General features: G+C 47.2%; 14 protein-coding genes. 10 read left to right on the top strand and 4 right to left on the bottom strand.

Going from position 1 to position 23,864, the window contains the following annotated elements:
- The first annotated feature begins 520 nt into the window (after positions 1-520).
- Positions 521-2,908 (top strand): CAP domain-containing protein, encoded by a 2,388-nt coding sequence (locus tag FFM79_RS01365; protein WP_137641666.1) that lies wholly within the window; start codon positions 521-523, stop codon positions 2,906-2,908.
- Positions 2,909-3,448: 540 nt separating this feature from the next.
- On the opposite strand, the gene FFM79_RS01360 is transcribed toward FFM79_RS01365, so the two are convergent.
- On the bottom strand, positions 3,449-6,085 hold the full coding sequence (locus tag FFM79_RS01360) for an SH3 domain-containing protein (protein ID WP_137641665.1): 2,637 nt from the start codon (positions 6,083-6,085) through the stop codon (positions 3,449-3,451).
- A gap of 519 nt (positions 6,086-6,604) precedes the next feature.
- Between FFM79_RS01360 and FFM79_RS01355 the strand changes: the two genes are divergently transcribed.
- From FFM79_RS01355 to FFM79_RS01315, 8 genes are all read left to right on the top strand, one after another.
- Positions 6,605-7,045 (top strand): hypothetical protein, encoded by a 441-nt coding sequence (locus FFM79_RS01355; RefSeq protein WP_137641664.1) that lies wholly within the window; start codon positions 6,605-6,607, stop codon positions 7,043-7,045.
- Between the two features lie 558 nt (positions 7,046-7,603).
- Positions 7,604-9,202 (top strand): alpha-L-rhamnosidase-related protein, encoded by a 1,599-nt coding sequence (locus FFM79_RS01345; RefSeq protein WP_170177342.1) that lies wholly within the window; start codon positions 7,604-7,606, stop codon positions 9,200-9,202.
- 39 nt (positions 9,203-9,241) lie between these two features.
- Positions 9,242-11,776 carry a M1 family metallopeptidase gene (locus FFM79_RS01340; protein ID WP_137641662.1) on the top strand — a complete coding sequence of 845 codons (2,535 nt, stop codon included), beginning with the start codon at positions 9,242-9,244 and terminating at the stop codon, positions 11,774-11,776.
- 183 nt (positions 11,777-11,959) lie between these two features.
- On the top strand, positions 11,960-12,658 hold the full coding sequence (locus tag FFM79_RS01335) for a YczE/YyaS/YitT family protein (RefSeq protein ID WP_225424346.1): 699 nt from the start codon (positions 11,960-11,962) through the stop codon (positions 12,656-12,658).
- Between the two features lie 280 nt (positions 12,659-12,938).
- Positions 12,939-15,806: a type I restriction endonuclease subunit R gene (locus FFM79_RS01330; RefSeq protein ID WP_137641661.1), complete on the top strand. Its 2,868-nt coding sequence runs from the start codon at positions 12,939-12,941 to the stop codon at positions 15,804-15,806.
- A gap of 12 nt (positions 15,807-15,818) precedes the next feature.
- Positions 15,819-17,399: a type I restriction-modification system subunit M gene (locus FFM79_RS01325; protein ID WP_137641660.1), complete on the top strand. Its 1,581-nt coding sequence runs from the start codon at positions 15,819-15,821 to the stop codon at positions 17,397-17,399.
- Positions 17,396-18,598, top strand: coding sequence for a restriction endonuclease subunit S (locus FFM79_RS01320; RefSeq protein WP_137641659.1), 1,203 nt, complete (start codon positions 17,396-17,398; stop codon positions 18,596-18,598). The genes FFM79_RS01325 and FFM79_RS01320 overlap by 4 nt, the downstream gene beginning before the upstream one ends.
- Before the next feature lie 155 nt (positions 18,599-18,753).
- Complete coding sequence (locus FFM79_RS01315; protein WP_137641658.1) at positions 18,754-19,671, top strand: site-specific integrase; 918 nt, start codon at positions 18,754-18,756, stop codon at positions 19,669-19,671.
- Between the two features lie 4 nt (positions 19,672-19,675).
- Here the strand turns inward: FFM79_RS01315 and FFM79_RS01310 are convergent, their stop codons facing one another.
- Complete coding sequence (locus FFM79_RS01310) at positions 19,676-20,263, bottom strand: restriction endonuclease subunit S (RefSeq protein ID WP_263854446.1); 588 nt, start codon at positions 20,261-20,263, stop codon at positions 19,676-19,678.
- A 137-nt stretch (positions 20,264-20,400) separates the two neighbouring features.
- Here FFM79_RS01310 and FFM79_RS01305 point away from each other — a divergent pair, with 137 nt between their 5' ends.
- Positions 20,401-20,868 carry a restriction endonuclease subunit S gene (locus tag FFM79_RS01305; RefSeq protein ID WP_225424345.1) on the top strand — a complete coding sequence of 156 codons (468 nt, stop codon included), beginning with the start codon at positions 20,401-20,403 and terminating at the stop codon, positions 20,866-20,868.
- 263 nt (positions 20,869-21,131) lie between these two features.
- Here the strand turns inward: FFM79_RS01305 and FFM79_RS01300 are convergent, their stop codons facing one another.
- Positions 21,132-22,115 carry a GGDEF domain-containing protein gene (locus tag FFM79_RS01300; protein WP_225424344.1) on the bottom strand — a complete coding sequence of 328 codons (984 nt, stop codon included), beginning with the start codon at positions 22,113-22,115 and terminating at the stop codon, positions 21,132-21,134.
- Positions 22,116-22,579: 464 nt separating this feature from the next.
- On the bottom strand, positions 22,580-23,587 hold the full coding sequence (asnA, locus tag FFM79_RS01290; protein WP_137641655.1) for an aspartate--ammonia ligase: 1,008 nt from the start codon (positions 23,585-23,587) through the stop codon (positions 22,580-22,582).
- Positions 23,588-23,864 lie beyond the last annotated feature (277 nt).

Here is a 23,864-nt window from a genome sequence, read left to right as displayed (position 1 = left end):
CCAAGGGGGGGAGCTGATCCGCAAACTAGACTTATTGACAAGTACGCCACCGTACGTGCTAGGAGTAGTTATTAGGGGCGCGGACAACCGCGACGCATCACGGGTCAAAGTCAATGTTAGTCTGGGGTATCAGGGTTAGTCACGGGGAAAGGGGCTAACTAAAAGGTTAGTTTAAATTGGGCCGCTTACATAAGTTGGAGGAGTTTGATAAAAAATAGTGTTCACGTTACTGAACGTCTAAAGTTGACAAATAAGTAAAGCTGCGGATAACTGCAACTACCAGTGACCACTAAGCGGATCAATTTGAAGGACCTTGCGCTTGTGCGCGGATGACAAGGTAGTCTAATGATAAAACGGCCGTTGCCAGAATAGCTGGCAGCGGTCGCTTTTTATAATGGTTGCGTTTAACGAAATATTTTTACCAGTTATTTATGATATAAAGTAAATTATTTAACAATAGTAAAGAAAACGCTTACAAGTTATAATTAAATTACATTTAATTAATTAAAGGGGTGCAGAAATGAAAAGCAAGCTAATTTTATACACCAGTGTGACGGCTGCGACGTTATTAGCGGGGACCCAGTTTGGGACTAATAATGCGCAGGCGGCCACGACCACGGCGCCTGACGATGCCAAGCCCGCGGCGGCCGTCGCAAGTGACCAACCGGCCAGCGCACCAAAGTTGGATCAAAGTTTAGCGACGACCCAACCAGCGACGGACGCGGCTTATCAGCAAAACGTCGCGCAGGCGCAAACGGCGGTCGACCAGGCTGGTAAAACAGTTCAGGGGGCCCAGGCGAAGGTTGATCAGGAACAATCACAACTGACGGGAATGCAAGCCAAGGTGGATGCTGGCCAAGCTAAAATTGATGCCGGCCAGCAACAGTTAGACGCAAGCAAAGCGCAAATTGCGGCTAGTCAGCAAAAAATTGATGCTAAGCAGGATGCGTTGGCAGCGGCACGCGCCAAGACTGACCAGCAGGCGCAACAAATTGAAACGAATGAAGCTCAAATTGAAACGAACAAGGCAGCGATGGCTAAGCAACCGGCCACCGAACAAGCGGCGACGGCTACCCAACAAGCCGCAACTGATAAGGTGGCGGGGGCGCAGAAGACCGTGGATACGGCTCAAGCGGCAGTGGCTGCACACCAGCCCGCTATCACGGCTGCTCAGGCTGAGGTGGACCAAACCCAAGCGCAACTCAATCAGGCGACTGACCAACAGGCTACCGCTAAGCAGGCGGTGACGGATGCACAGAACGCGATTGATGAGGCGACCATGGTCGTGGTGGCTACGCAAGTCTACGATAAGACCAATTATCCACAATCTGACCTTCAGACAAGTCAAGAAGTAACGCTGAAGGCCCCCGCCGATGGAAACTACGTTCCAAGCGCGGCGGGGATTTTGAAATGGGCGGGATATTACATTAATGAATTACGGCAGTTGAACGGCCAGCCAGCGCTCGTGGAAAATGCTGCGTTGAATGCTAACGCCATGGAGCGGGCTGAAGCCCAGACGACGGGCCTAAGTCATGATGGCAATACAAGTAGCGCGGAAAATTTGGCTCAGTTTTTGCCCCAGTATTCGTTGAGTGACCAAGAAACGGCTTACGGGATTGTGATGTCCTGGTACGATGAAACCCATAATATTTCTAAAACACACCCGTTTGGACACCGGGTCAATTTAATTTATACGCTTGGCGAGTTTGGCTTTGCCGCTGATTTGGCGAACGACGTTGCTGCTTTTGAAGTGAACATGGAGCCGCTAACGAAGGAACAAAAAGCAACACTCGAGAAGTATGTTGCCAGTAAAACTTCCGCGGCAACGGACACGGTTCCACTCCCCGCGTTGACCTTCAAGTACGTCGCTAAAGCTAGTGACGCAGAACAGATGGGCAAGCCGGCGTTTCCAATTCCAGAAGCGCTGAAACAAGCTTTAGCGGCTGCCCAAGATGACTTAGCGACTGCTAATCAGACCGTTGCCATTGCCCAGGATGAATTTGACGCGGCCAACACCGCCTTAAAGGCGCTCCAGGCGGCGCAGCAACCCGATCAGGCGGCTTTGACCGCCGCGCAGACTGCTTTGCAGGCGGCTAAGGCCGAGTTAAAACAGGCGGACCAAGCGTTGACGGCGGCTAAGGCGTTAGTACCAACGTTAACCGCTGAAAACGAGCGGTTAGCGGCGGAAAATGATCAATTGGAACTGACGGTCGCAAACGCCGAGATGGACCACGCGGATAACATGGAAGCCGTCAACATTGCGCTGGGCCAGCTTGAAGAGGCGCAAGCGAAAGTTGATGCGGCACAAGCGCAACTGGATGCTGGGAATGCCAAATTGACGGCTGGTAAGGACCAAGTCAGTGCCCAGAAGGCTAAGGTTGCAGCGGCGCTCGCCGACTTAGCGGTAGCACAAGATCAGTTGCAACAAGCTGAGAACTTTCTCGCGAAGGTTAAGGCGAATACGACTAACCACGACGACGAAACTTGGCAGGGTAAGACCGGCCATCAGATCAACGCTGAGGATGACCAGTTAACCGTTAAGAATCAGGGGACTGATCAAAACCAGGGGACGGATCCGACTAAACCGACTGATGAAAAAACGGGAGACGCGACCCTTAAACCAACGGCGACGAAGCCTGGTTTGACGGTTGCGGCCACGACTACGGACGAGCCAGCGGGGCAGCCCGCAGCCACCAAGTCGACTTCGACCACTGACGCGCAAGCCTTAACGCCAGTGGAATCACCGGTAACGGCGAAGGCTGGTTCAGACGCAACCAAGGCCACGAGCTTGCCGCAGACGGGTGAACAAGTGACGTCGCAGCGGTCCTTCGGGGTCGCGTTGCTCAGTGCGCTGGGGGCGTTATTGGCGGGCTTAGGCTTGGCAAAGCGCCGGCGCCGAATCCGTTAAAAGTAGGTACCATGCATTAAAATAACTCAGGCTAAGAGCCGGTTTCCAGCAAGTTGTTTGCGGGAAGCCGGCTCTTTTAGTGGTTCTATGATACCTGGTGTTGATTTGCTAAGAAGATTGTTAGTTGAATTTTCAATAAGTTCGTTGTGACCATCAAAATAAGTAGGATTACGCTTAATTTATTTAAATCTAATAGACGTTCTGCAGGATCATCCTCATTAATTGAAACAACCCGTGTAACCCAGTATAAAAGCCAGTCTAGCCAGTAGCGGGTGTAACCATGGCTCAACTGCGAAATTATTCTTAGTCGGAAGTGAAGTTCTTCCGGCTTAGAATAAGGCTCGAATTTGAGATTGCTCAGTGGGTTTCTGAGTGAGCTCAAATCGATGCCCGCAGTGTTCCAGCCAACCGGTTACACCCGCTGCTGGCGGCAATCTCAACACCAATCGGTACAAAGGCTTTGAATGGTCGCGGTTCGCGTTTTTTTGACATGAAAAAGCTCCGAACACGAAGTCCGGAGCTTTCACTTAAATGCAATTGTTAGTCGACAACGGCAACGTAACGGTAGTTGCCAGAAGCGGCCATGTACTTCAACCATTGGTAACCGTCGGCTTGAACCGTGCCAACGTAGTTAACCGTTTGGTTCGGGTAGTACGTGCCAACGATGCCGGCACTTAAACTAGCGCCAGAGCGAATGTTGGTCGTTACTTTGAAGGTGTAGTGGCCGCGTTGGCTCGTTACCTTGCCAGCGTTGCTACTCGTCTTGCTAGTCGTCGTGGTTGCGGCGCTGCCGCCACCAATTTTGACGTAGCGTTGGTGACCACTTACAGCGGAGTAACGGAGCCAAGTTTGGCTACCGTTTTTAACTTCGGCGTTGTAGTAAACGGTGCTGCCCTTATCGTAAGTCCCAACGGTTGCGGAAGAATCGCTGGCTGCGGACTTAATGGCCGTGTTGGCCGTGAAGCGGTAGCTGCCCGTCTTCTTCGTTGTGGTCGTCTTGCTGCTAGTTGAAGCGGCTGGCTTCGACGTTGCGGCGTTACCGCCACCGATTTTGACGTAGCGTTGGTTACCACTAGCGGCTAGGTAGCGGAGCCAAGTTTGACTACCGTTCGTGACCCGTGCGTTGTAGTAAACGGTGCTGCCCTTACCGTAAGTCCCAACGGTCTTCGAAGAATCGCTGGCCGCGGACTTGATAGCCGTGTTAGCCGTGAAGCGGTAGGAACCACTGGCCTTGGTAACGGTCGTCTTATTGGACGTGCTTGGCTTCGTTGAAGTTGGCTTAGACGCAGGCTTGGACGTGCTCGTTGAACCATTGCTGATTTTGACGTAGCGTTCGTTGCCGCTGGCGGCTAAGTAGCGGAGCCAAGTTTGACTACCGTTAGAAACGCGGGCGTTGTAGTAAACGGTGCTGCCCTTGTCGTAAGTCCCAACGGTTTTAGCGGAGTCCTTAGCTGCGGACTTGATGGCCGTGTTGGCTGTGAAGCGGTAAGCACCACTGGCCTTGGTAACGGTCGTCTTGCTAGTTGACGTGCTTGGCTTCGTTGCGGTTGGTTTAGTTGACGTTGACGTACTTGGTTTCGTCGTTGTCGTGCCGTTGCTAATCTTAACGAAGCGTTGGTTACCACTAGCAGCTAAGTAGCGAAGCCAAGTTTGACTACCGTTCTTAACTTGGGCGTTGTAGTAAACTTTGCTGCCCTTGTCGTAAGTCCCGACCGTTAAGGAGTTGTCGGTTGCGGCACTCTTGATGCTAGTGTTTTGAGCAAAGGTGTACCAGCCGGAAGCGGCCGTCGTCGCTGTGCTACTCGTGTTGACGTGCACGGTGTTGGTTGGCGTGGTTGCGGTTGCTGAGAACGTGTTGGTACCAGCACTGTCTTCTAGTAAACCGTTGTAATCCTCGGAAACGTCAATGTAGCCGGTATAGTTGGCACCGGTTGGCAAGAGCGCTGATGAGGATAATTGCCATGCGCCGTACGAAGTGTTCCAATGAGTTGTTGCCGTTGGCGTGTACGGATATTGGGCAATCCAAGTCCGAGATTCGCCACCAACGGTATTCATAACGGCATCGGCTGCTTTATAGTAGTGGAACGTGTAGACTGCATGGTTCTTGTAGCCGTATGTATCCAACGTATTCCAGAACGTGTTTAAGTTGTTGGCAACGTTTGCGACGCTAACGTTAGCCGTTGTGTCAGTATCTTCCATGTCCGCGAAGACGAGGACTTGTTTGGAGAACTTGTTAGCTGACAAGTAATTACCTAAGTGATCAGCTTCTTTAGTGGCCGAGTCTGTATTGTTGAAGTGCGCGTAATGGTAAACGTCAACGTTCATGCCAGCGTTGTTAGCCATGTGGGCTTGTTGTAACGCGGATGGGTTAACGTAGCTGGTGCCTTCAGTCGTTTTGACGATGGCAGTTTTGATCCCGGCGGCTTTTAACTTGTCAAAATCGCCCTGAGTCATTGCTTTTTGATAAGAAGCAACGTCGACGGCGTCAACCGCTGGCCGGGTCTTATCGCCAATTTGCCAAACGTCGGTCCCTAGGTCACTGACCTTAGCGGACGTTGCAACCGCAGTAACGGGTGCGGCCACCGTATCAGCTGAAATGCTAAAGGTCGTCATTTGTGGTTCGGCCGTTGCGGATTTGGCTTGACTAGTGGCGTTAACGTCGGCGGCACTACTGGTAGCCTGACTGGCAGCGCTCACGTTAGCGACACTGGCTGGCTTAGCGACCGTACTTGTCGCGGCGCTAGAAGTGGCGCTCGTTGCTTGACTAGTAGCGGTGCTAGTTGCAGTCGATTTGGCTGCCGTACTCGTTGCGTCACTAGTGGCTTCGCTGGTCACAGACTTGGCAGCGGTACTGTTGGCATCGCTGGTCGCTTGTGAAGCTTGGCTAGCTGTGCTGGTTGCGCTTGAGGTGCTTGCACTCGTGGCACTGGTTGCACTAGCCGTGCTGGTTGCGGCACTCGTAGCCGGTTTAGCACTGGCGCTGGTGGCCGAACTTGATGATGAAGCGACTTGCGCTGACGGTGTGACGTCGGCGTGGACGCTTGGGTTACTTAAAATGCTTCCTCCAAGGAATGAAAAGAAGGTTACCCCCGCGACGAGCCAGAGCTTACCTGATTTATAAAGCTTGAAACGCTCGGACTGATCGTAATTGAATTGATTATGTGAATTAAATCGCATCTATAACACACACCCCTTAATATAAGTAGTCTAAAACACTTTAATTATAAAATTTTTATGAGAAGTAATGCAAGGGGTATTTTGTATATTGAAGAAAACCAATAAATCAGGGTTATAACTTAATTAAAGAAAGCACTAGACGCACCCCGGCAAACCAGTGTATTCAGCCGGTAACGATGGGCCATAAAAATCGTCGTTAGCTTAGTGTGCAAACGGGACGGAACCGCGGACAAGTGGTTTGGAGAAGGGTGGCGGCAGATGTTCAGAAAGCTGAATAGTAGCTGCCAGCAGGACCAAGTAACGTTAATCACAGATGAATACGGACGAAACGGTAGTTAACAAACGGTTGCTTAAATAGGGTAAAAAACAATTTCAATGCCGATTTAACGCTATTTGGAGGACTTGAACTTTAGGGGGAGCTAATTAAATTTTAAGTTTAAATATTTTGAGGATTGTAATTGGGACGGCAAACGTTAAAATTGCCACTAATCGAATAAGTCGACTTTGGAGTGATCAACGATGAAATTGCTAAAAAATGTTTGTCTCGATTACGCTCGTGGTTGTGTATTCTTTGCGATTGTTTTTTATTTCGTAACGGCTAAGCCAGATGGAACGATGCCCATGCGGTGGAATGCAATCAATCTTTGGTGGACACTGTCATTTGTGCTTGCGTACCCGGTCTTGCTAGAGACGTTTCCAAAAATGAAAAGAGTTAACTTGCATTTTCAATCCTGGCAGTCCCGTTCGTTACATATGGGTGATCAGTCGACAGAAAACAAAATTGCTCTATATCATCATTCGACGAATCCAATTCGTAATCGGATTGACCTTCAAGCTCAGGGTGACTATCTAAATGATTATCTCAATTTAGCGCTGAACTGCCTGCTTAGTGGTGTTTTGATTGCGATTTCGGTGCCGGGGTTGGGGTTTGTGATCGCAAATAAACTTAGGAGCAAATAAAATGGTTCGGTAATAATTGGCGTTGATATGCCGCCAGCAGCGGGTGTAACCGGTTGGCTGGAACACTGCGGGCATCGATTTGAGCTCACGGGGAAACCCACCCCGCAATCTCAAATTCGAGCCTTATTCTAAGCCGGAAGAACGACACTTCCGACTAAGAATAATTTCGCAGTTGAGCCATGGTTACACCCACTACTGGCTAGTCTTGCCTTAATACGAGGTTTTGCGGCTGAATTTAATAAGCCTCAATTGGTGAAACTGGTTCTACTGAACGGTTACTAAAAAATATGCGCAAACCTTGCCCACTTGTTTGTGCAAGTATAATAAATTTTTCGCAAACTCAACTGGCATCTTTTTAAACAGATCAACACCATATATCATAGAGCCAATAAAACAAGGCTGGCCTGGGGGGATTTTTTCCGTTTATAGACCAGCTTTTTCTCTGCCAATTTTGCCAATCAAGCGGTGCTAGTATGCTAAAATAACGACGTGACAAGACACCCCGCGATTGATGGGGAAAATCATGCGAAATGGGTGACGATGATGACGTATTCGTTTGTGAATGACACGCAAACTAAGTTTCAGGTGATTGATGAGGGGCAGTTTCGGGCTGATCCGTCGTTGCTGGCGGTTGCACAGGAACAATTACCGCTGGCAACGCGCCAAGTAACGCCGCAACGGGTAGCGGTAATTCAAGCGGACGTTTCGCTAGCTGAACAAAACGTGACTTGGCGTACGAATCTTGACGCGGTGACGTTGCAACCAGGCGAGCGGTTAGTGTATGACTTGGGAACGGTGGTTGTGGGCCATTTTGAAGTGGCAATTGAGTCCTGTGGGTCACCAATGGATGCGCCGCTACTGCTGCAAGCTCGTTTTGCGGAACGCCTGTTGGAAGTGGATTTAGACGCAAGCAAAGTGGAAAGCTGGTTACCACTGGCGTGGATTCAAGATGACCGCCGGCACGTGGAATTGTTGCCCGCCACGGTGACTTATGAGCGCCGGTATAGTTGTCGTTACGTGGTGTTAACGCCGGTGGGCCAGTCGTTGAAGTGGTGTCCGCGCTTGACGCGTCCTGAGTTTACGGCGACGAGCGCGGTCGGGGAACGGCCGGTCGCGCCCTTAACGGGTGGTCCGGCGTGGTTGCGCCGGCTAGATGCAGTCTGCATCGCAACGCTAAGGAACACCATGCAGGCTGTGTATGAAGACGGCACGAAGCGCGACCGCCGGTTGTGGTTGTTAGATTTTCGAATGCAGGCTAAGGTCAATTACGTGACCTTTAAGGACCGGACTTTAGCGCGTCGTTGCTTATACTTATTTGCGAGTTTTGCGGACGATGCGGGGCGGTTACCAGCGGACGTGTTTACCCGCTTTGAGACGCCGCAAGCGGATGATTTGTACTGGTTTGATTACCAGCTGCAATTCGTGATGGCGTTGGCGGAATACGGCGTGGCGACGGGAGATTTAGTCACCGTTCGGGCGTTGGAACCAATTGCTAGCCGGGCAATGACGCTGGCCTGCTCACAATTATCTGCCGATGGTTTGATGGGGGCACGGACGGACGTGTTCGTGGACTGGTCGACGGATTGTGATAAGCAGACGGCCGTGCAGGCGCTGTTAGTCCAAGCAGTGCGAGCTTGGCAACAAATAGCCCAGTTGGTTGATAAGCCCGCGCTAGGCACCACTGCCACGGATTGGCTTGAAACGGTGGTGGGCGCTAGCTTAGTGCAAACGTACGATGCCGAGCAGCACCTCTTTGTGAGCGGGCCGAAGCGCGAAGTCAGTTTGTTGACGCAGGTGTATATGCTGTTAGCGGACGTGTTGCCAGTGCCGGAGCGTCAGCGGTGTTTGGCGGCGATGCGTGCGCGGTTTGAGCTAACAACGGCGCTCGTCACACCTAGTACGCAGGGCTTACTGGCGGAAGTTTTGTTCAAGTATGGGGAAACGGACGCAGCGTTAGCCGTCTTAAAAGCGTACTGGGGACCACAGTTGGCGCAGGGCGCTACCACTTGCGCGGAGGTTTTTGCGCCGGCTGATCCGGATTATTCGCCGTACGGGTCGCCACTACTGAATAGTTACTGTTTTGGTTGGGGGAGTTATCCGGCATATTTGTTGCGGGTGAATTGGCGGGCGTTGGGGGCGCGTTTCCCAAGTGATTAGCGTATAATGAAGATACGCTGAAAATATAAGGAGGACAATATGGCAACAACAACCCATTTTTACGAAACGTTCCATCCGGAACATTACGATCTTTATATTGATATTAACCGGGCTCAAAAGGTCTTTTCAGGCCGCTCCACCATCACTGGTGATGCCCAGACGACCGAAGTTTTGATTCATCAAAACTTCCTTAAAATTACGAAGGTCCAAGCTGACGGTCAAGCCGTCCCGTTCACGGTCGATAATGACCTTCAAGGGATTCGCATTCAACTGACGAAGACTGGTCAAGTGACGTTGGCAATTGACTACTCGGCAAAGTTAACCGACAGTATGATGGGAATTTACCCGTCTTATTATGAAGTTGACGGTGAAAAGAAGCAGTTGATTGGGACGCAGTTCGAAACGACGGCCGCGCGTCAAGCCTTCCCGTGTGTTGACGAACCGGAAGCAAAGGCAACCTTTGATTTGGCCCTGAAGTTTGACGAACACGCTGGTGAAACGGTCCTAAGTAACATGCCTGAAAAGAAAATTGAAAATGGCGTGCACTACTTTGACACCACCGTGCGGATGTCAACCTACCTGATTGCGTTTGCGTTCGGTGAATTACAAGGTAAGCAGACTAAAACCAAGAGTGGCGTGACCGTTGGCGTTTATGGCACTAAGGCCCATCGCGCTAATGAGCTTGATTTTGCGCTGGACATTGCAAAACGCTCGATTGAATTTTATGAAGACTTCTATCAAACCCCGTACCCGTTGCCACATTCATGGCAGTTGGCTTTACCGGACTTCTCGGCCGGGGCGATGGAAAACTGGGGGCTGGTCACGTACCGCGAAGCCTACCTATTGCTGGACCCCGACAACACGGCGCTGGAAATCAAGCAGCGGGTCGCGACGGTGATTGCCCACGAGTTGGCGCACCAATGGTTCGGTGACCTGGTTACGATGAAGTGGTGGGATAATCTCTGGTTGAACGAAAGTTTTGCCAACATGATGGAGTACGTTGCGATTAACGCGCTCGAACCGGATTGGCACATTTGGGAAACATTCCAAACTTCCGAAGCACCGATGGCCTTACAACGGGATGCCACGGACGGAGTTCAGTCGGTGCACGTTCAGGTGGAAGACCCGGCTGAAATTGACGCAATTTTCGATAGCGCAATCGTGTACGCGAAGGGCGCCCGGATGCTCGTGATGGTGCGGGCGATGATTGGTGACGACGCGTTGCGAGCTGGCTTGAAGCAGTACTTCATTGCTCACAAGTACGGTAACGCGACGGGCGACGATTTGTGGCAAGCGCTGGGCGAGGCGTCCGGGATTCAGTTGAACGCCATTATGAACACCTGGTTGGAACAACCCGGGTACCCGGTCGTAACCGCAAGCGTTGAAGCGGGCCAGTTGAAGATTAGTCAACAGCAGTTCTTCATTGGTGACGGTAAGGAAGTTGGGCGACAGTGGCAGTTACCGTTGAACAGTAACTATGACGCCGCACCGGCGATTTTCAAGGACCAAAGCGCAACCTTGGGTGACTACGCGCAATTACGGCAGGCGAACGGGAAGCCGTTCCGCTTGAACGTTGGCAATAACTCGCACTTTATCGTTAAGTATGATCAGCAGTTATTGGACGACATTTTAGCGCACGTGGACGACTTGACCCATATTGATCAGTTGCAGCTCTTGCAGGACTTCCGGTTGTTGGCGGAAGGTCGGCAGATTTCGTACGCAACGGTCGTGCCGTTGTTGAGCCGGTTTGCGGCTAGTGATTCGACGGTCGTAAACGCGGCACTTTACGAGTTGGCAGCGAACTTGAAGAAGTTCGTGACGCCGGGTTCAACTGCTGAGCAGCAGTTGCGGACGTTGTATGATCAGTTGAGCGCGGCGCAGGTTCAACGGTTGGGATGGACACCGAAGACCAGCGATAGCTTTGATGATCAGTTGACGCGGCCATACATTTTGAGCGCGACCTTGTATGCGCAAAATAAGCAGTCGATTTTGGCGGCGCACGAGTTGTTTGAAGGTAACGCGCAGAATTTAGCGGGCTTGCCAGCGGATACCCGGGTCTTCATTTTGCGGAACGAAGTGAAAAACTTCGGGAACGCAACCCTGTTTGACCAGTTGTTGACGGATTATCGCCAGTCGACGGATGCAAGCTATAAGGCGGACATCTGCGCGGCCTTGACGGCAACGCCGGATGCGGCGGGTGTCGCTAAGTTGATCGATGCGTTTGAAGACGCGGATACGATTAAGCCGCAAGATTTGCGGGCGTGGTACCGGGGCGTGCTGGCGAACGATGCTGGTCAGCAGGCGGCCTGGGACTGGTTACGCAATGATTGGGCTTGGTTGGAAGCGACGGTCGGTGGCGATATGGAATTCACGACGTACATTACGGTGACGTCGCGGATCTTCCATACGGCGGACCGCTTGGCTGAATTTAAGGCCTTCTTTGAACCGAAGCTGAACACGCCGGGCTTGACCCGTGAAATCAAGATGGATACGAAGGTCATTGCGAGTCGCGTGGCCCTTGTTGAAGCTGAGAAGGACGCGGTGAATGCGGCGGTTGCGGAGACGGTGAAGTAAGATTTAAATAATAGTAATAATTACTAAAAGATAAGCCTTGAGTGGTCTCGACCATTCAGGGCTTATTTTGAGCAGGATAGTAGGTAGAATTTAAGGGCAGCTTAATTAGCGTGCTTGTTGAAATGGCAGTAGTGGATTAAACTTTAATTTGGACAACAATTTGAGAGATAAGAAGGCGTTACGGTGATTCAAAATCATCAAGCAGCAGCTCTAAACGAACACGATTGGTTAAAAAGGTTTCTTTACCTAGCATTATCACTCCTTATTAATGCGGTCGGCCACTCATTAACCATCGTGATGAATTTGGGTAGCGCCGTCTGGACAGCCTCAGCGGTTAACTTATACCATTTGTGGCCGTTGAGTTTACGCGCAACCCTCTTCATTTGTGGGGTCGCGGTCGTTATTATGAATACCTTGCTGATTCGACAAGTGATTGGGCGGCGAATTATCGGCAACCTGCTGTTTACCTTTCCGTTTAGCTTCTTGATTCAGTGGTTTACGCAACTGATTCAGAAGACGGGGATTAACGCTTTACCCATCGGTGTTCGGATTGGGCTGGACGTTATTGGCATTTTGTTTGTTGCCCTGGCAACTTCAATTTACCAACGGGCTAACTTAATCCTGCATCCGAATGATGATTTTATGCAGATTATTCGGTTTCGTTACCTGCATGGTAGTGCGACCATTGCGCAAATTGTCCACTACATTCCGCCGGTGATCATTATGCTGGTGACCTTTACGATGAGTCATCATCTTTGGGCGGTCAATATCGGGACGATCATTTGCCTGTTTTTCCAAGGCAGTTTCATCGGGTTCTTCGATCGGCACGTTTTCTTAAATTTAAAACACTATGGCTTGGGCGTGATCCAACGTCAGGCCTAACATGGGAGCGCTACTCGGTAATGATTGCCGGGTAGCGTTTTTGGTTAAAAAATTTGAACCGCAACCTAAAAGCCAGTTCACTTTAACTTGAATGGTTGCGGTTCGCTTTTTTTGTAGAAGATGCTTATATGGTGAATAAGTAACGCTAGCTGGTAGGGGAGTGTTTGACTGCGTATTGACATCACTTAATAATGGAAGCTTTAGCTTATCACTGGCTATCAGCGTAAGGAAATTATGCTATTATATGGGTAACTAGATTAACTGATTGGAGGGGGAATGAATGGCTCGCAACGTTCAATCTGAAGCAGCGCTTGAAGACGAATTCATTCGACGGCTACGGAGCATTGGCTACCGGTTTGTCAAAATACCAGACGTGGAAACACTTAATAATCACTTTCGGGAGCTTTTAAGCGAACGTAACCGGGAACGGCTAGGGGGCGTCCCATTAAGTAACCGGGAATTTCAATCGGTAATGAATGAGCTAGTGGGGGCTAGAACGCATTATCAGGTGGCGCAAATTTTACGGGGGTCAGCCACGCAACCGGTGGGGAAAATTGAAATTAAGCGGGATGATGAGAGTAACCTGTATTTAGATTTGTTTGATGGGCGTGACTTTCGGAATAACATTTTTGAAGTTTCCCACCAAATGACGGTGATGGGCTTGCACGAAAACCGCTACGACGTGCTGGTACTAATCAACGGTTTACCAATTGCCGAGATTGAGTTGAAGCGTTCGGACGTTGAAATTACGCAGGCGTTTAATCAGATCATTCGCTACCGTTCGGAGTCGTTCAACTACGCTAAGTTAATGCGTCTTGTTCAGGTTTTCGTGGTTAGCAATAGTAACGAAACCCGTTATTTTGCGAACGGTGACGGCAATCTGAATTCAAACTTTATGTTTTATTGGACGGATCAAGCGAATAACCGTTATAACGATCTGGGGATTTTTACAACGGCGTTCTTTGATAAGCAGCGGCTGCATAGCTTAATTGCCAAGTATACGATTTTTGATCGGACCAATCAAAAAATGTTATTGATGCGACCGTATCAAATTTACGCGACCGAAGCAATTATTGAACAGGCCAAAACGCACCCCCACGATAACGGGTACGTTTGGCATACGACCGGTTCTGGAAAAACGATCACGTCATTCAAGGCGAGTCAATTACTGTTACGGGAAACGAATGCTGAGAAGGTCATCTTTATGATTGACCGCGCCGACCTTGACTTACAAACGGTGAAGAATTTTAGCGCCTACTTGCCCGAAACGACGAGTGGTCAGAACCCACTTGACCGTATTGACAATACGGAGGCGTTGGTTCGTCAATTGGCATCTTCGGATAACGGACTGATTGTAACGACCATCCAAAAATTGAATAACGCCGTTAGTAACGATCGCTATAAAGCGACTTTGACGCCGTACCATGACCGGCGGGTAATCTTCATCGAGGATGAATCGCACCGCAGCCAATTCGGTGAGATGCGCAAAAATGTCAACCGTTGGTTCAAAAACGCCCAACACTTCGGTTTTACGGGGACCCCAATCTTTCCGGAAAACGTGGGTCAGGACGGACGAACGACGGCTGATTTGTACGGTAAACGGCTCCATCAGTATTTAATTAAGGATGCGGTCCGTGATGGTAACGTACTGGGCTTTTCAGTGCAGTACCTCTCTACCGTCAGCCAAAAAGATGGCACGGTGGAAGATGAACAAGTTCCGGGAATTGATACCCAGGAGGTCTGGGAAGATGAGGACCGGGTTGAGCGGGTTGTGCAACACATTCTGTTTAACCATAACCAAATAACAAAACAACGGCATTACAATGCAATTTTGACGGTAACGAATACGCGGATGGCGTTGAAGTATTACCGGATGTTTAAGAAATTAGATCCTAAGCATGATTTGAAAGTGACAACAATCTTTACTTGGGAAGCGAACGAACTGGATAATGAAGCGCATCAAAATGATGATGCGGTCACTTCGCGGCAAGGATTGGACCAGGTTATTGCGGATTATAACCAGTTGTATGGAACGGATTTTTCAACCAATCATTTTCGGAGTTACTTTAGTGACGTGTCGAAACGGATGAAGGATCACAATGATCAGACTCCGGAAGACAACATTGATATTTTAATCGTGGTTAACATGTTCTTAACCGGGTTTGATTCGAAGCGCTTATCAACGCTATACGTGGATAAAAACTTGCAATGGCATGGCCTTATTCAAGCGTTTTCCAGGACCAACCGGGTGGAGACGGACAAGAAACCTTTCGGTAATATTATTGCTTACCGAAACATTAAGGCCAAGACGGATGAAGCCGTGGCGCTTTTCTCAGATGGTGATAGTTCGGGCTTCTTAGCGCCGGACTATGCGACCCTTAAACCAGACTTTGTTGATAGTATTGAGAAGCTACTGACGATTGCGCCAACCGTCCAATCCGTGGATCGACTGTATGATCAGGGCGAGGAAGCACAAAAGGAATTTGTGCTAGCGTTTCGGGCTCTACTACGGCTGTATAATCGGATTCGAGTTTACGATGAGTTCGATTGGGCCCAGTTTGAGCCGCGCTTTTCGGAACAATTGTTACGTGATTATCAGGGGCGCTATTACGAAGCCTATCAGAACGTTGTTAAGCGCCAGAGTGCGGAAACGGTGTCGGTGTTAGACGACATCGACTTTGATATTAGCTTAATTGAGACGGATAAAATTACGGTCGATTACATTATCAATTTGATTGCGGGGATCGACACCCAATCGGATGAAGGCCGTAAACGGGATATTCGGAAGATTGAACGGATGCTGGATAACGCAACGACCGATAGCCTTAAATCTAAGGCGGAGTTAATTCGCACGTTCTTGGAGCAACAGTTACCGCTGTTAGACGCGGATGATGATATTGGCTTGTCACTGAGTGCGTTCTTTGCTCAAAGTAAGCAGGCCGCCATTGAAGGCTTTTCGAGAAGCCACAATTTATCCGTCGACTTTGTTAACGAACAACTGGCCGATTATGCGTTTTATGGGAAGACGAACGGTGGCGAGGTTTTCCAGCAACTTAGTGGGCTATCGTTCCACGAAAAGCGGCGCGTGAAGCGCGAACTCAATGATTTTATTGAGGAGCTTGATCCAAAATATTCTTTAAATTCTTAGGAGAACTTTGATATGACAGCACAGGCTGAGCAACAAGCAGAATTACAAAAGCGGTTATGGGCCGTAGCAAACGATTTACGCGGTAACATGGATGCGAGTGAATACCGCAATTACATTTTGGGACTAATTTTTTATCGGTTTCTATCCGATAAAGTCGAAAATTACGCGGCCGAGTTACTTAAAGATGATGACGAAACCTTTATGGATGCGGTTGAGGATGATTCACTAAAAGCGGATTTAAAAGCGGAAATTATCGATGCGCTCGGTTTCTTTATTGAGCCGCAGTACCTATTTTCGGCGATGGTGACGAGTATCCAACAAAAAAATTTCGACGTTGAAATGCTCCAAACCGCAATCGACGAAGTTCAGAACTCAACGATTGGTAAGGATTCCGAAGGCGATTTTCGTGGTTTATTTGAAGACTTGGACTTACATTCTTCGCGCTTAGGCAATACGGTGGCCAAACGCAGTGATTTAATTGCTAAGGTCATTTTGTCACTAGCCGATATTGATTTTGGTGAGCAGGACGTCCAGATTGATGTTTTGGGCGATGCGTATGAGTATTTAATTGGCCAATTTGCGGCTTCGGCCGGTAAAAAGGCTGGGGAATTCTATACGCCCCAACAAGTATCGAAGCTGCTGGCACGGATTGTAACGACCGGGAAGGACCAGTTGAAGAGTGTCTATGACCCAACGATGGGTTCGGGTTCACTGTTATTACAATTGGGCGCGTACACGAAGGTCGGTACGTATTATGGGCAGGAAATTAACGGTACGACCTATAACTTGGCGCGGATGAACTTGTTGATGCACGAGGTCAATTATAACCGCTTTGATTTGCGTCAGGGCGATACGTTGGAAGAGGACCGCTTCCCGGATGAGACGTTTGACGCGGTGGTCGCAAACCCACCGTATTCGGCAAAGTGGGTTCCGGATGGCAAGTTGGATGACGAGCGTTTCCGTAAGTATGGTAAGACGGCGCCAAAGTCGAAGGCTGACTTTGCGTTTGTGGAGCACATGTTGTACCACTTGAATTCAGACGGCACGATGGCGGTAGTGCTACCGCACGGCGTGCTGTTCCGCGGGGCGGCGGAAGGCCAAATTCGGCGTTATATGATTGAGCATGATAACGTGTTGGACGCGGTTATCGGCTTACCAGCGAACTTGTTCTACGGGACGAGTATTCCAACGATTGTGCTGGTCTTCAAGAAAAATCGGTCTAATCAAGACGTATTCTTTATTGATGCGTCTAAGGACTTTGAAAAGGGTAAGAATCAAAACGTGTTAACGAACGCAAACGTGGATAAGATTGTTGAAACGTTAGATAAGCGGGAGAATGTGGATAAGTACGCGCACAAGGCGGAATTGTCGGAAATCGTTGAAAACGAGTATAACTTAAATATTCCGCGGTACGTCGATACTTTTGAGGAAGAACCGCCGGTGGACGTTGCGAAGCTGGTTCAGGATATGCAGGAAACGGATCAAAAGATTAATTCGTTGCAGTCGGAATTGTCGAAAATGATGGACGATTTGACGGCCTCTGACCCTGTCGCTCAACAGCAGCTTGAGGAAGTTAAGAGGATGTTACGATGACCAATGAGAATTTGACGCCCAAAATCCGCTTTAAAGGATTTACTGACCCTTGGGAGCAACGTAAGGCTCGAGAAATATTTATTTCTCGTACAGAGAAGAATCATGCTGACCAGCCAGTTTTATCAGTTACTCAGGATAATGGTATTGTGCTGCGTAAAGATATTGACATTGACATTAAATATGACAAAAGTACTTTAAAGAATTATAAACTTGTGCGACCCAGCGAATTTGTGATTAGCTTAAGATCTTTTCAAGGTGGGTTTGAGCTGGCAGAAATTCAAGGAATTGTGAGTCCTGCATACACTATATTTGCTTTCGATGAGGCTCATTATTATGATATTACTTTTTGGAAATACTTATTTAAGACCTTTAGCTTTATTGAATCGCTTAAGAAAGTTACTTATGGAATCCGAGATGGAAAATCTATAAGCTTTAACGAATTTTCTAGTTTAAAGCTAGTATATCCAATCAAAAAAAACGAACAAGCAAATATTGGAGGCTTGTTAGATGAAATTGCAGACCTTATCGCTGCCAATGAGGATAAGCTAAAACATTTACAAGAACTAAAAAAGTTGTTAATGCAAAAGATTTTCTCGCAAGAATGGCGCTTTAAAGGATTCACTGACCCTTGGGAGCAGCGTAAGCTAAATCAGATAGTATCAAAATCAACAGAAAAAAATAGTAAGAATCAATTCGAGGAGACCTTAACTAATTCTGCCGTATATGGAATAGTTAAGCAAAATGATTATTTTGATAGAAAGGTGTCTGGTAAGGATACAAGTAATTACTATGTTGTAAAGCCTGATTATTTTGTCTATAATCCTAGAATTTCTGTATCTGCACCATTCGGGCCAATTAGAAAGAATAAACTTGGCATTACTGGAGTTATGTCACCGTTGTATATTGTTTTTAAATTAGCAGGAGAGAAAATCAAATCAGAATTTTTAGAAACTTTCTTCAAATCAACAAATTGGTACAAATTTATGTATCAAAATGGAGATTCTGGAGCAAGATCAGATAGATTTGCAATCAAAGATAAGCTGTTTTTTAAAATGCCTATATTAATACCATCAGTTGATGAACAACAAAAAATAGGCAAGATAATTGACGCACTATCTAACCTTATCGCTGCCAATGAAGATAAACTAAATCAACTGAAGCAAGTTAAGAAGTTTCTGATGCAAAATATGTTTGTCTAGATATTTTTATAAACACTGTATTTTCACTGCTAATGAGCGTTAGTATTGTTTTATTTATAAGCGTTATTCCTACCACAATGAATAATTATTCATGTATAAATGAGTTGTTATCTGATTTTGAGCCAGATAATAACTCATTTTTTTGGAGGATGATTATGGCACGAGAAATTAAATTTCATCAGTATTTTTTTCAATGGATGCAACTATATAAATTAGATGCAGTCCGACCGGTGACGTATCGAAAGTATGAGATGTCGCACCGCCAGTTGGTTAAATTGGCACCAGATTTATTAATGTCGGAATTATCAAGATTATCCTATCAGCAGCTACTGAATGATTACGCAGAAACCCACGAGCGGCAAACGACGATGGATTTTCATCGACACCTAAAGGGCTCACTAATAGATGCTCTGGAAGAAGGACTGATTGACCGCGACCCTACTAGAAAGGCGATTATCAAGGGTGTTAAGCACCGGCAGCATAAAACTAAGTATTTACACCAGTATGAATTACAGGCGCTACTGAATGAATTGACCTTAGAAAATGAGGTTAATTGGGATTACTTTATTTTGTTAATCGCGAAAACGGGGATTCGATTTGCGGAAGCGCTGGGAGTAACGCCGGATGATTTTGATTTTGCGCATCAGACGCTATCAATAAGTAAGACGTGGGATTATAAGTCTAGTAAAAATGACTTTGCGCCGACGAAGAATGCTTCATCGGTTCGGAAGGTCCCACTGGATTGGCAAACGGTTATTCAATTCTCACAGTTGGCAAAGAACTTACCTGATGATCGGCCGATTTTTGTTCAGTCAAAGGTTTATAACGATACGGTAAATCATTATTTGGAGCGTTTATGTAAGCGGGCATCGATACCAGTTATTTCGGTTCATGGGTTGCGTCATACGCATGCGTCGCTGTTATTATATGCCGGTGTAAGTATTGCGTCTGTTGCGCGGAGATTAGGCCATTCTAATATGACAACGACACAACAGACTTATTTACATATTATTCAAGAGCTGGAAAATCAGGATAATGATAAGGTAATGAAGCATTTGGCAAGTCTAATTTAAATTATTAGAGATAGTTGAAGAAAGACTCTTTAAGGCACCTTTGATTTTTGAGGGTGCTTTTTAACTTATACTCATTGGCAGCGATAAGGTGATCTAAACTCATCATTAAATTTCCAATTTTTACTTGTTCAGTATGCCCTGGTATCGGAAAAAGCATCTTATTTAAATCAGGCATACTTACCGATTGCACTGTAGTACCGGTTTTAATAATTGAATGTAAAATGTACTTTTCCTTAGCATTTAAATAACTAACAACATAATCAACATTCAATTTCGCATGGTCAAATTGAAGTGCCTTTATATCTTGATTTATAGCAACATCTACCATTGGAATACTTACCGGAAACATTCTCGCCAATATGCCACTTCTAGACACTATTAGAGGGGTTCCCTTACCTACAAACTTTGTGACGTTATCATCGATTGCCTTTTTGGTGATTTTATATGTGCCGGAATAAATATACTTTGCTTTAATTTCTTGTGATGAAAGCCATACAATATTACCATTCCAATATTTTGGATTTGCTTTATAAGGTGTCGCACCACCTATGAAATTTATTCTCTCTCCCAGCTTACGCTGCTCCCAAGCAATAAGCGTAATTACTAAATGAGTGTTGACTAAAACATGCTAACACGTGGGAGCAGCGTAAGTTAGGTCAGGAATTCGCTCGTAGAAATGAACGAAATAATGGACAATTTGATAAAACACAGTGGATTTCAGTTGCCCAAATGTATTTTCAAAATCCTGAAAAGGTTCAATCAAACAATATTGATACGCGAACTTTTGTATTGAGAATTGGAGATATTGCATTTGAAGGTCATCCTAATAGGAAATTTGCGTTTGGTAGATTTGTAGAAAATGATATTGGGGATGGTGTAATATCAGAACTTTTCCCAATTTACAAACATATACAGGATTATAATTTATTATTTTGGAAGTACTACATTCATCGTGAAGATACAATGCATAATATCATTGCACATGCGCTAACATCCTCAGGAAACTCTAGTAACAAAATTGATGAAGCTGATTTTTTGAGGCAATATATTATGGTTCCTTCTTTAAAAGAGCAAAAGAAAATAGGAGGCTTGATGAATTCTCTGGATAACCTTATCGCTGCCAATGAACGATACAGCAAATCTTTAATTCGAATCTACAAGCGATTTTTTAGTGCAAAAATAATTGCTATCAGCTAATAACCATAATTTTGAAATGTGCTTAAGGATGTAAATTTAAGACAGATTTTTGTGATTTCAATACTTTAGCTTGCATCATTTACAGACCTGTCTCTAACCTTGTGTAGTTATTCCATTTTAACCAATCACTAAGCATAATTATAAATACCCAGCATAACAATTCTCATAATCAATTAGAACTGCCACCAAGCGCCTAAAAAAGAAACCCGCCCAAGCGCCCCACTAACAGGGCGCCTAAACGAGTTTCAATCCAACTGCTTTAATTAATGTGCCTCCGGTGCGGCCTTCGGTTTCGCCGGCGTGCCCGGATGACGATCTGCCGTAATCTGGTTACGACCGTTCTTCTTCGAGTGGTACAAATTATTATCGACCCGCTTATAGAAGTCTAACGGGCTGTGGTCCTTAGGCGTTAATGACGAAACCCCCAGGGAGACCGTAATCTTAATTTCCGTGCCATCATAGACAACCGTGTCGCGGCCAACGGAGTCCAAAATAACTTGGGCCACCTGTTCGGCCTCGGTGAGCGAGATACCTGGAATAATGATGTTAAATTCCTCGCCCCCGGTTCGAAAGAGGGTCGCGCCATTGCCGTAATTATCCAAAATGGTCTTAACGGTTCCCGCCGTTTGTTCGAGCACCCGGTCACCAGCCAAATGGCCGTATGTATCGTTGACGTGCTTGAAATGGTCGATGTCAAACATGAGCATCGCAAGCGGACGTTGGAGCTGTTTTTGCCGGTGGAACTGGTAACCAATTTCCCGGTCATAGGCCGCGTAATTTTGCACGTGCGTGAGGGCGTCCCAGTTGGCCGCCTTAAACAGCCGGTTTTTAATGCTGCGGTCCTTGCTTTGAATCTTGAAGTAACCGTACATCAGTGACGCCAAAATTAAGTAGTCCACGAATTCGCGGGACGTGGTGGCCCAACTGAGGTTGAACCGCAGGCGAACGAGTAGCCACAGCCCCCCGCCAAAGAGGGCGACGGTTGCGAGGTAGCGCGGGTAGGGATGCGATCCCATCCGGGCGGCCTGGTAGTACAAGATGAGGTAGAAGGCCGCAAACAGGAACGTGTAAACCCAGGATAGCGGGTGAACAATTGTTCCGTTCATGACCATGAAAACGACCCCGGTGATAAAGACTAGCCAGTAGGGGAGCCAAATCTGAATAAAGTACGAAATAAAGATTAAAATTAATATTTGAAAGCTAGTAAACGCCCACGACAGTGACGTGGTTCGAACTAGTAGTTGCACGCTGAAAATTGAAATAACGGCGCAGGTGATCCCAATAATTTATTGCGCCCGTTCCAAGTTAACTGGGCGCTTGGAAGACTCTAATTTTCCAGAAATCCAAGTGTAGATGGACCAATAAAGCGTGATAACACCTAGAAAGAAGAAGATACTTGTCAAAAAAGGCGGTACAAGCCATAGCGACCAAGCCATATGATCATTCCTTTTTTTAGTTGATAAGTTAATTCCTTTACTTAACTATAAATCAAAGCATATGATAAAACCATTTAATTTTTTGATTTTGTTTAAATAAATTATCTTAACGCAAGCAGGGAGGCTAGTTAATTGGCGAACTTTGCGCGCCACGCTAAGTGAACGCTCGTTCGTAAGCCAACCTAAAAATGGTTCGCCCCAGCTAATTGTTGGGCGAACCATTTAATTATCGTTAAGTTTGCGTTTTCGGCGGCATTGACGGCCAACCGCAACCCTTAAAGTAGGTGGATGTTGTGTTCAGCACACTGGTCAATCATGGCTTGTGGCCAGATGGATGCTTGGACTTCACCAACGTGGGCTTTGCCGAGCAACAACATGCATAACCGGGATTGACCAATCCCGCCACCAATCGTGTAAGGAACGGTCGCGTTGAGGACCATTTGGTGGTATGGCAATTGTAAGCGGTCTTCGGCGTCCGCGTCTTTAAGTTGTTTTTGCATGGCGTCGGCGTCAACCCGAATCCCCATGCTAGAAATTTCAATGGCGCGGTCGAGGGGTTCGTACCAGAAGAGGATGTCGCCGTTTAATTTCCAGTCGTCGTAGTCGGGGGCCCGGCCGTCGTGACGTTTGCCACTGTTAAGCTTCCAACCAATTTGCATTAGGAAGACGCAACCCAGCTTTTTGCAGATCGCGTTTTCGCGTTCTTTGGGCGTCATGTCGGGGTACATGTCTTCGAGTTCCTGGGTCGTGATGAAGTGGATTTCGTCGGGCAAGTGGTGAACCGCCTTCGGGAACTTGTACCAAACTTCGTGTTCCATGTGCTTGATTACTTTGAAAATCGTTTGAACGGTTTGCTTGAGCGTTTGTTCGTTGCGTTCGTCCTTGGCGATGACCTTTTCCCAGTCCCACTGGTCAACGTAGGCCGAGTGGAAGTTATCGAGGTCTTCGTCCTTACGGATGGCATTCATGTTCGTGTACAGCCCTTCGTGCATGTCGAAGCCGTAACGCTTTAAGGCGACCCGCTTCCACTTTGCAAGGGAGTGGACGATTTCAATCGTTTCGTCGCCCATATCCTGCATCGTAAAGGAGACTGGTTTTTCAACGCCGTTCAAGTTATCGTTCAACCCGGTTTTCTTTTCAACGAACATTGGGGCGGAGAGCCGCGACAGGTTCAGTTGCTTCCCAAATTCTTCTTGGAAGGTTTCACGGATGTAACGAATGGCTTGCTGGGTTTCTTTGACGGATAATTTTGGATCATAATCCTTTGGAATAATTAAATGCATAGCGTTTGCTCCTTTATGAATAATTGACAGGTTATGTTCAAGATAAAAGAAAAAGCCTTCCATCCCTTGATTTCTCAAGGGACGAAAGACTTTTCGCGGTACCACCCAAGTTGTCTGCCAATTGCAGACCAGCTTTAAATAGAGTACAAACATACTCCACCGATGGTAACGTACCGGTTAACGGCTAATCCTACTCACATTTCAGTTAGCAACTAAGAAAGTGTTTTTCCGAGCAGTCAGGTTCTGAACGGGTTTCCACTAAATCCCGAATCACTGG

This window comes from Lactiplantibacillus modestisalitolerans (assembly GCF_005405425.1).
GTDB classification, from domain to species: Bacteria; Bacillota; Bacilli; order Lactobacillales; family Lactobacillaceae; genus Lactiplantibacillus; species Lactiplantibacillus modestisalitolerans.
The sequence above is the reverse complement of the archived record's forward strand: the minus strand, read 5'-3'. Positions and strand labels throughout refer to the sequence as shown.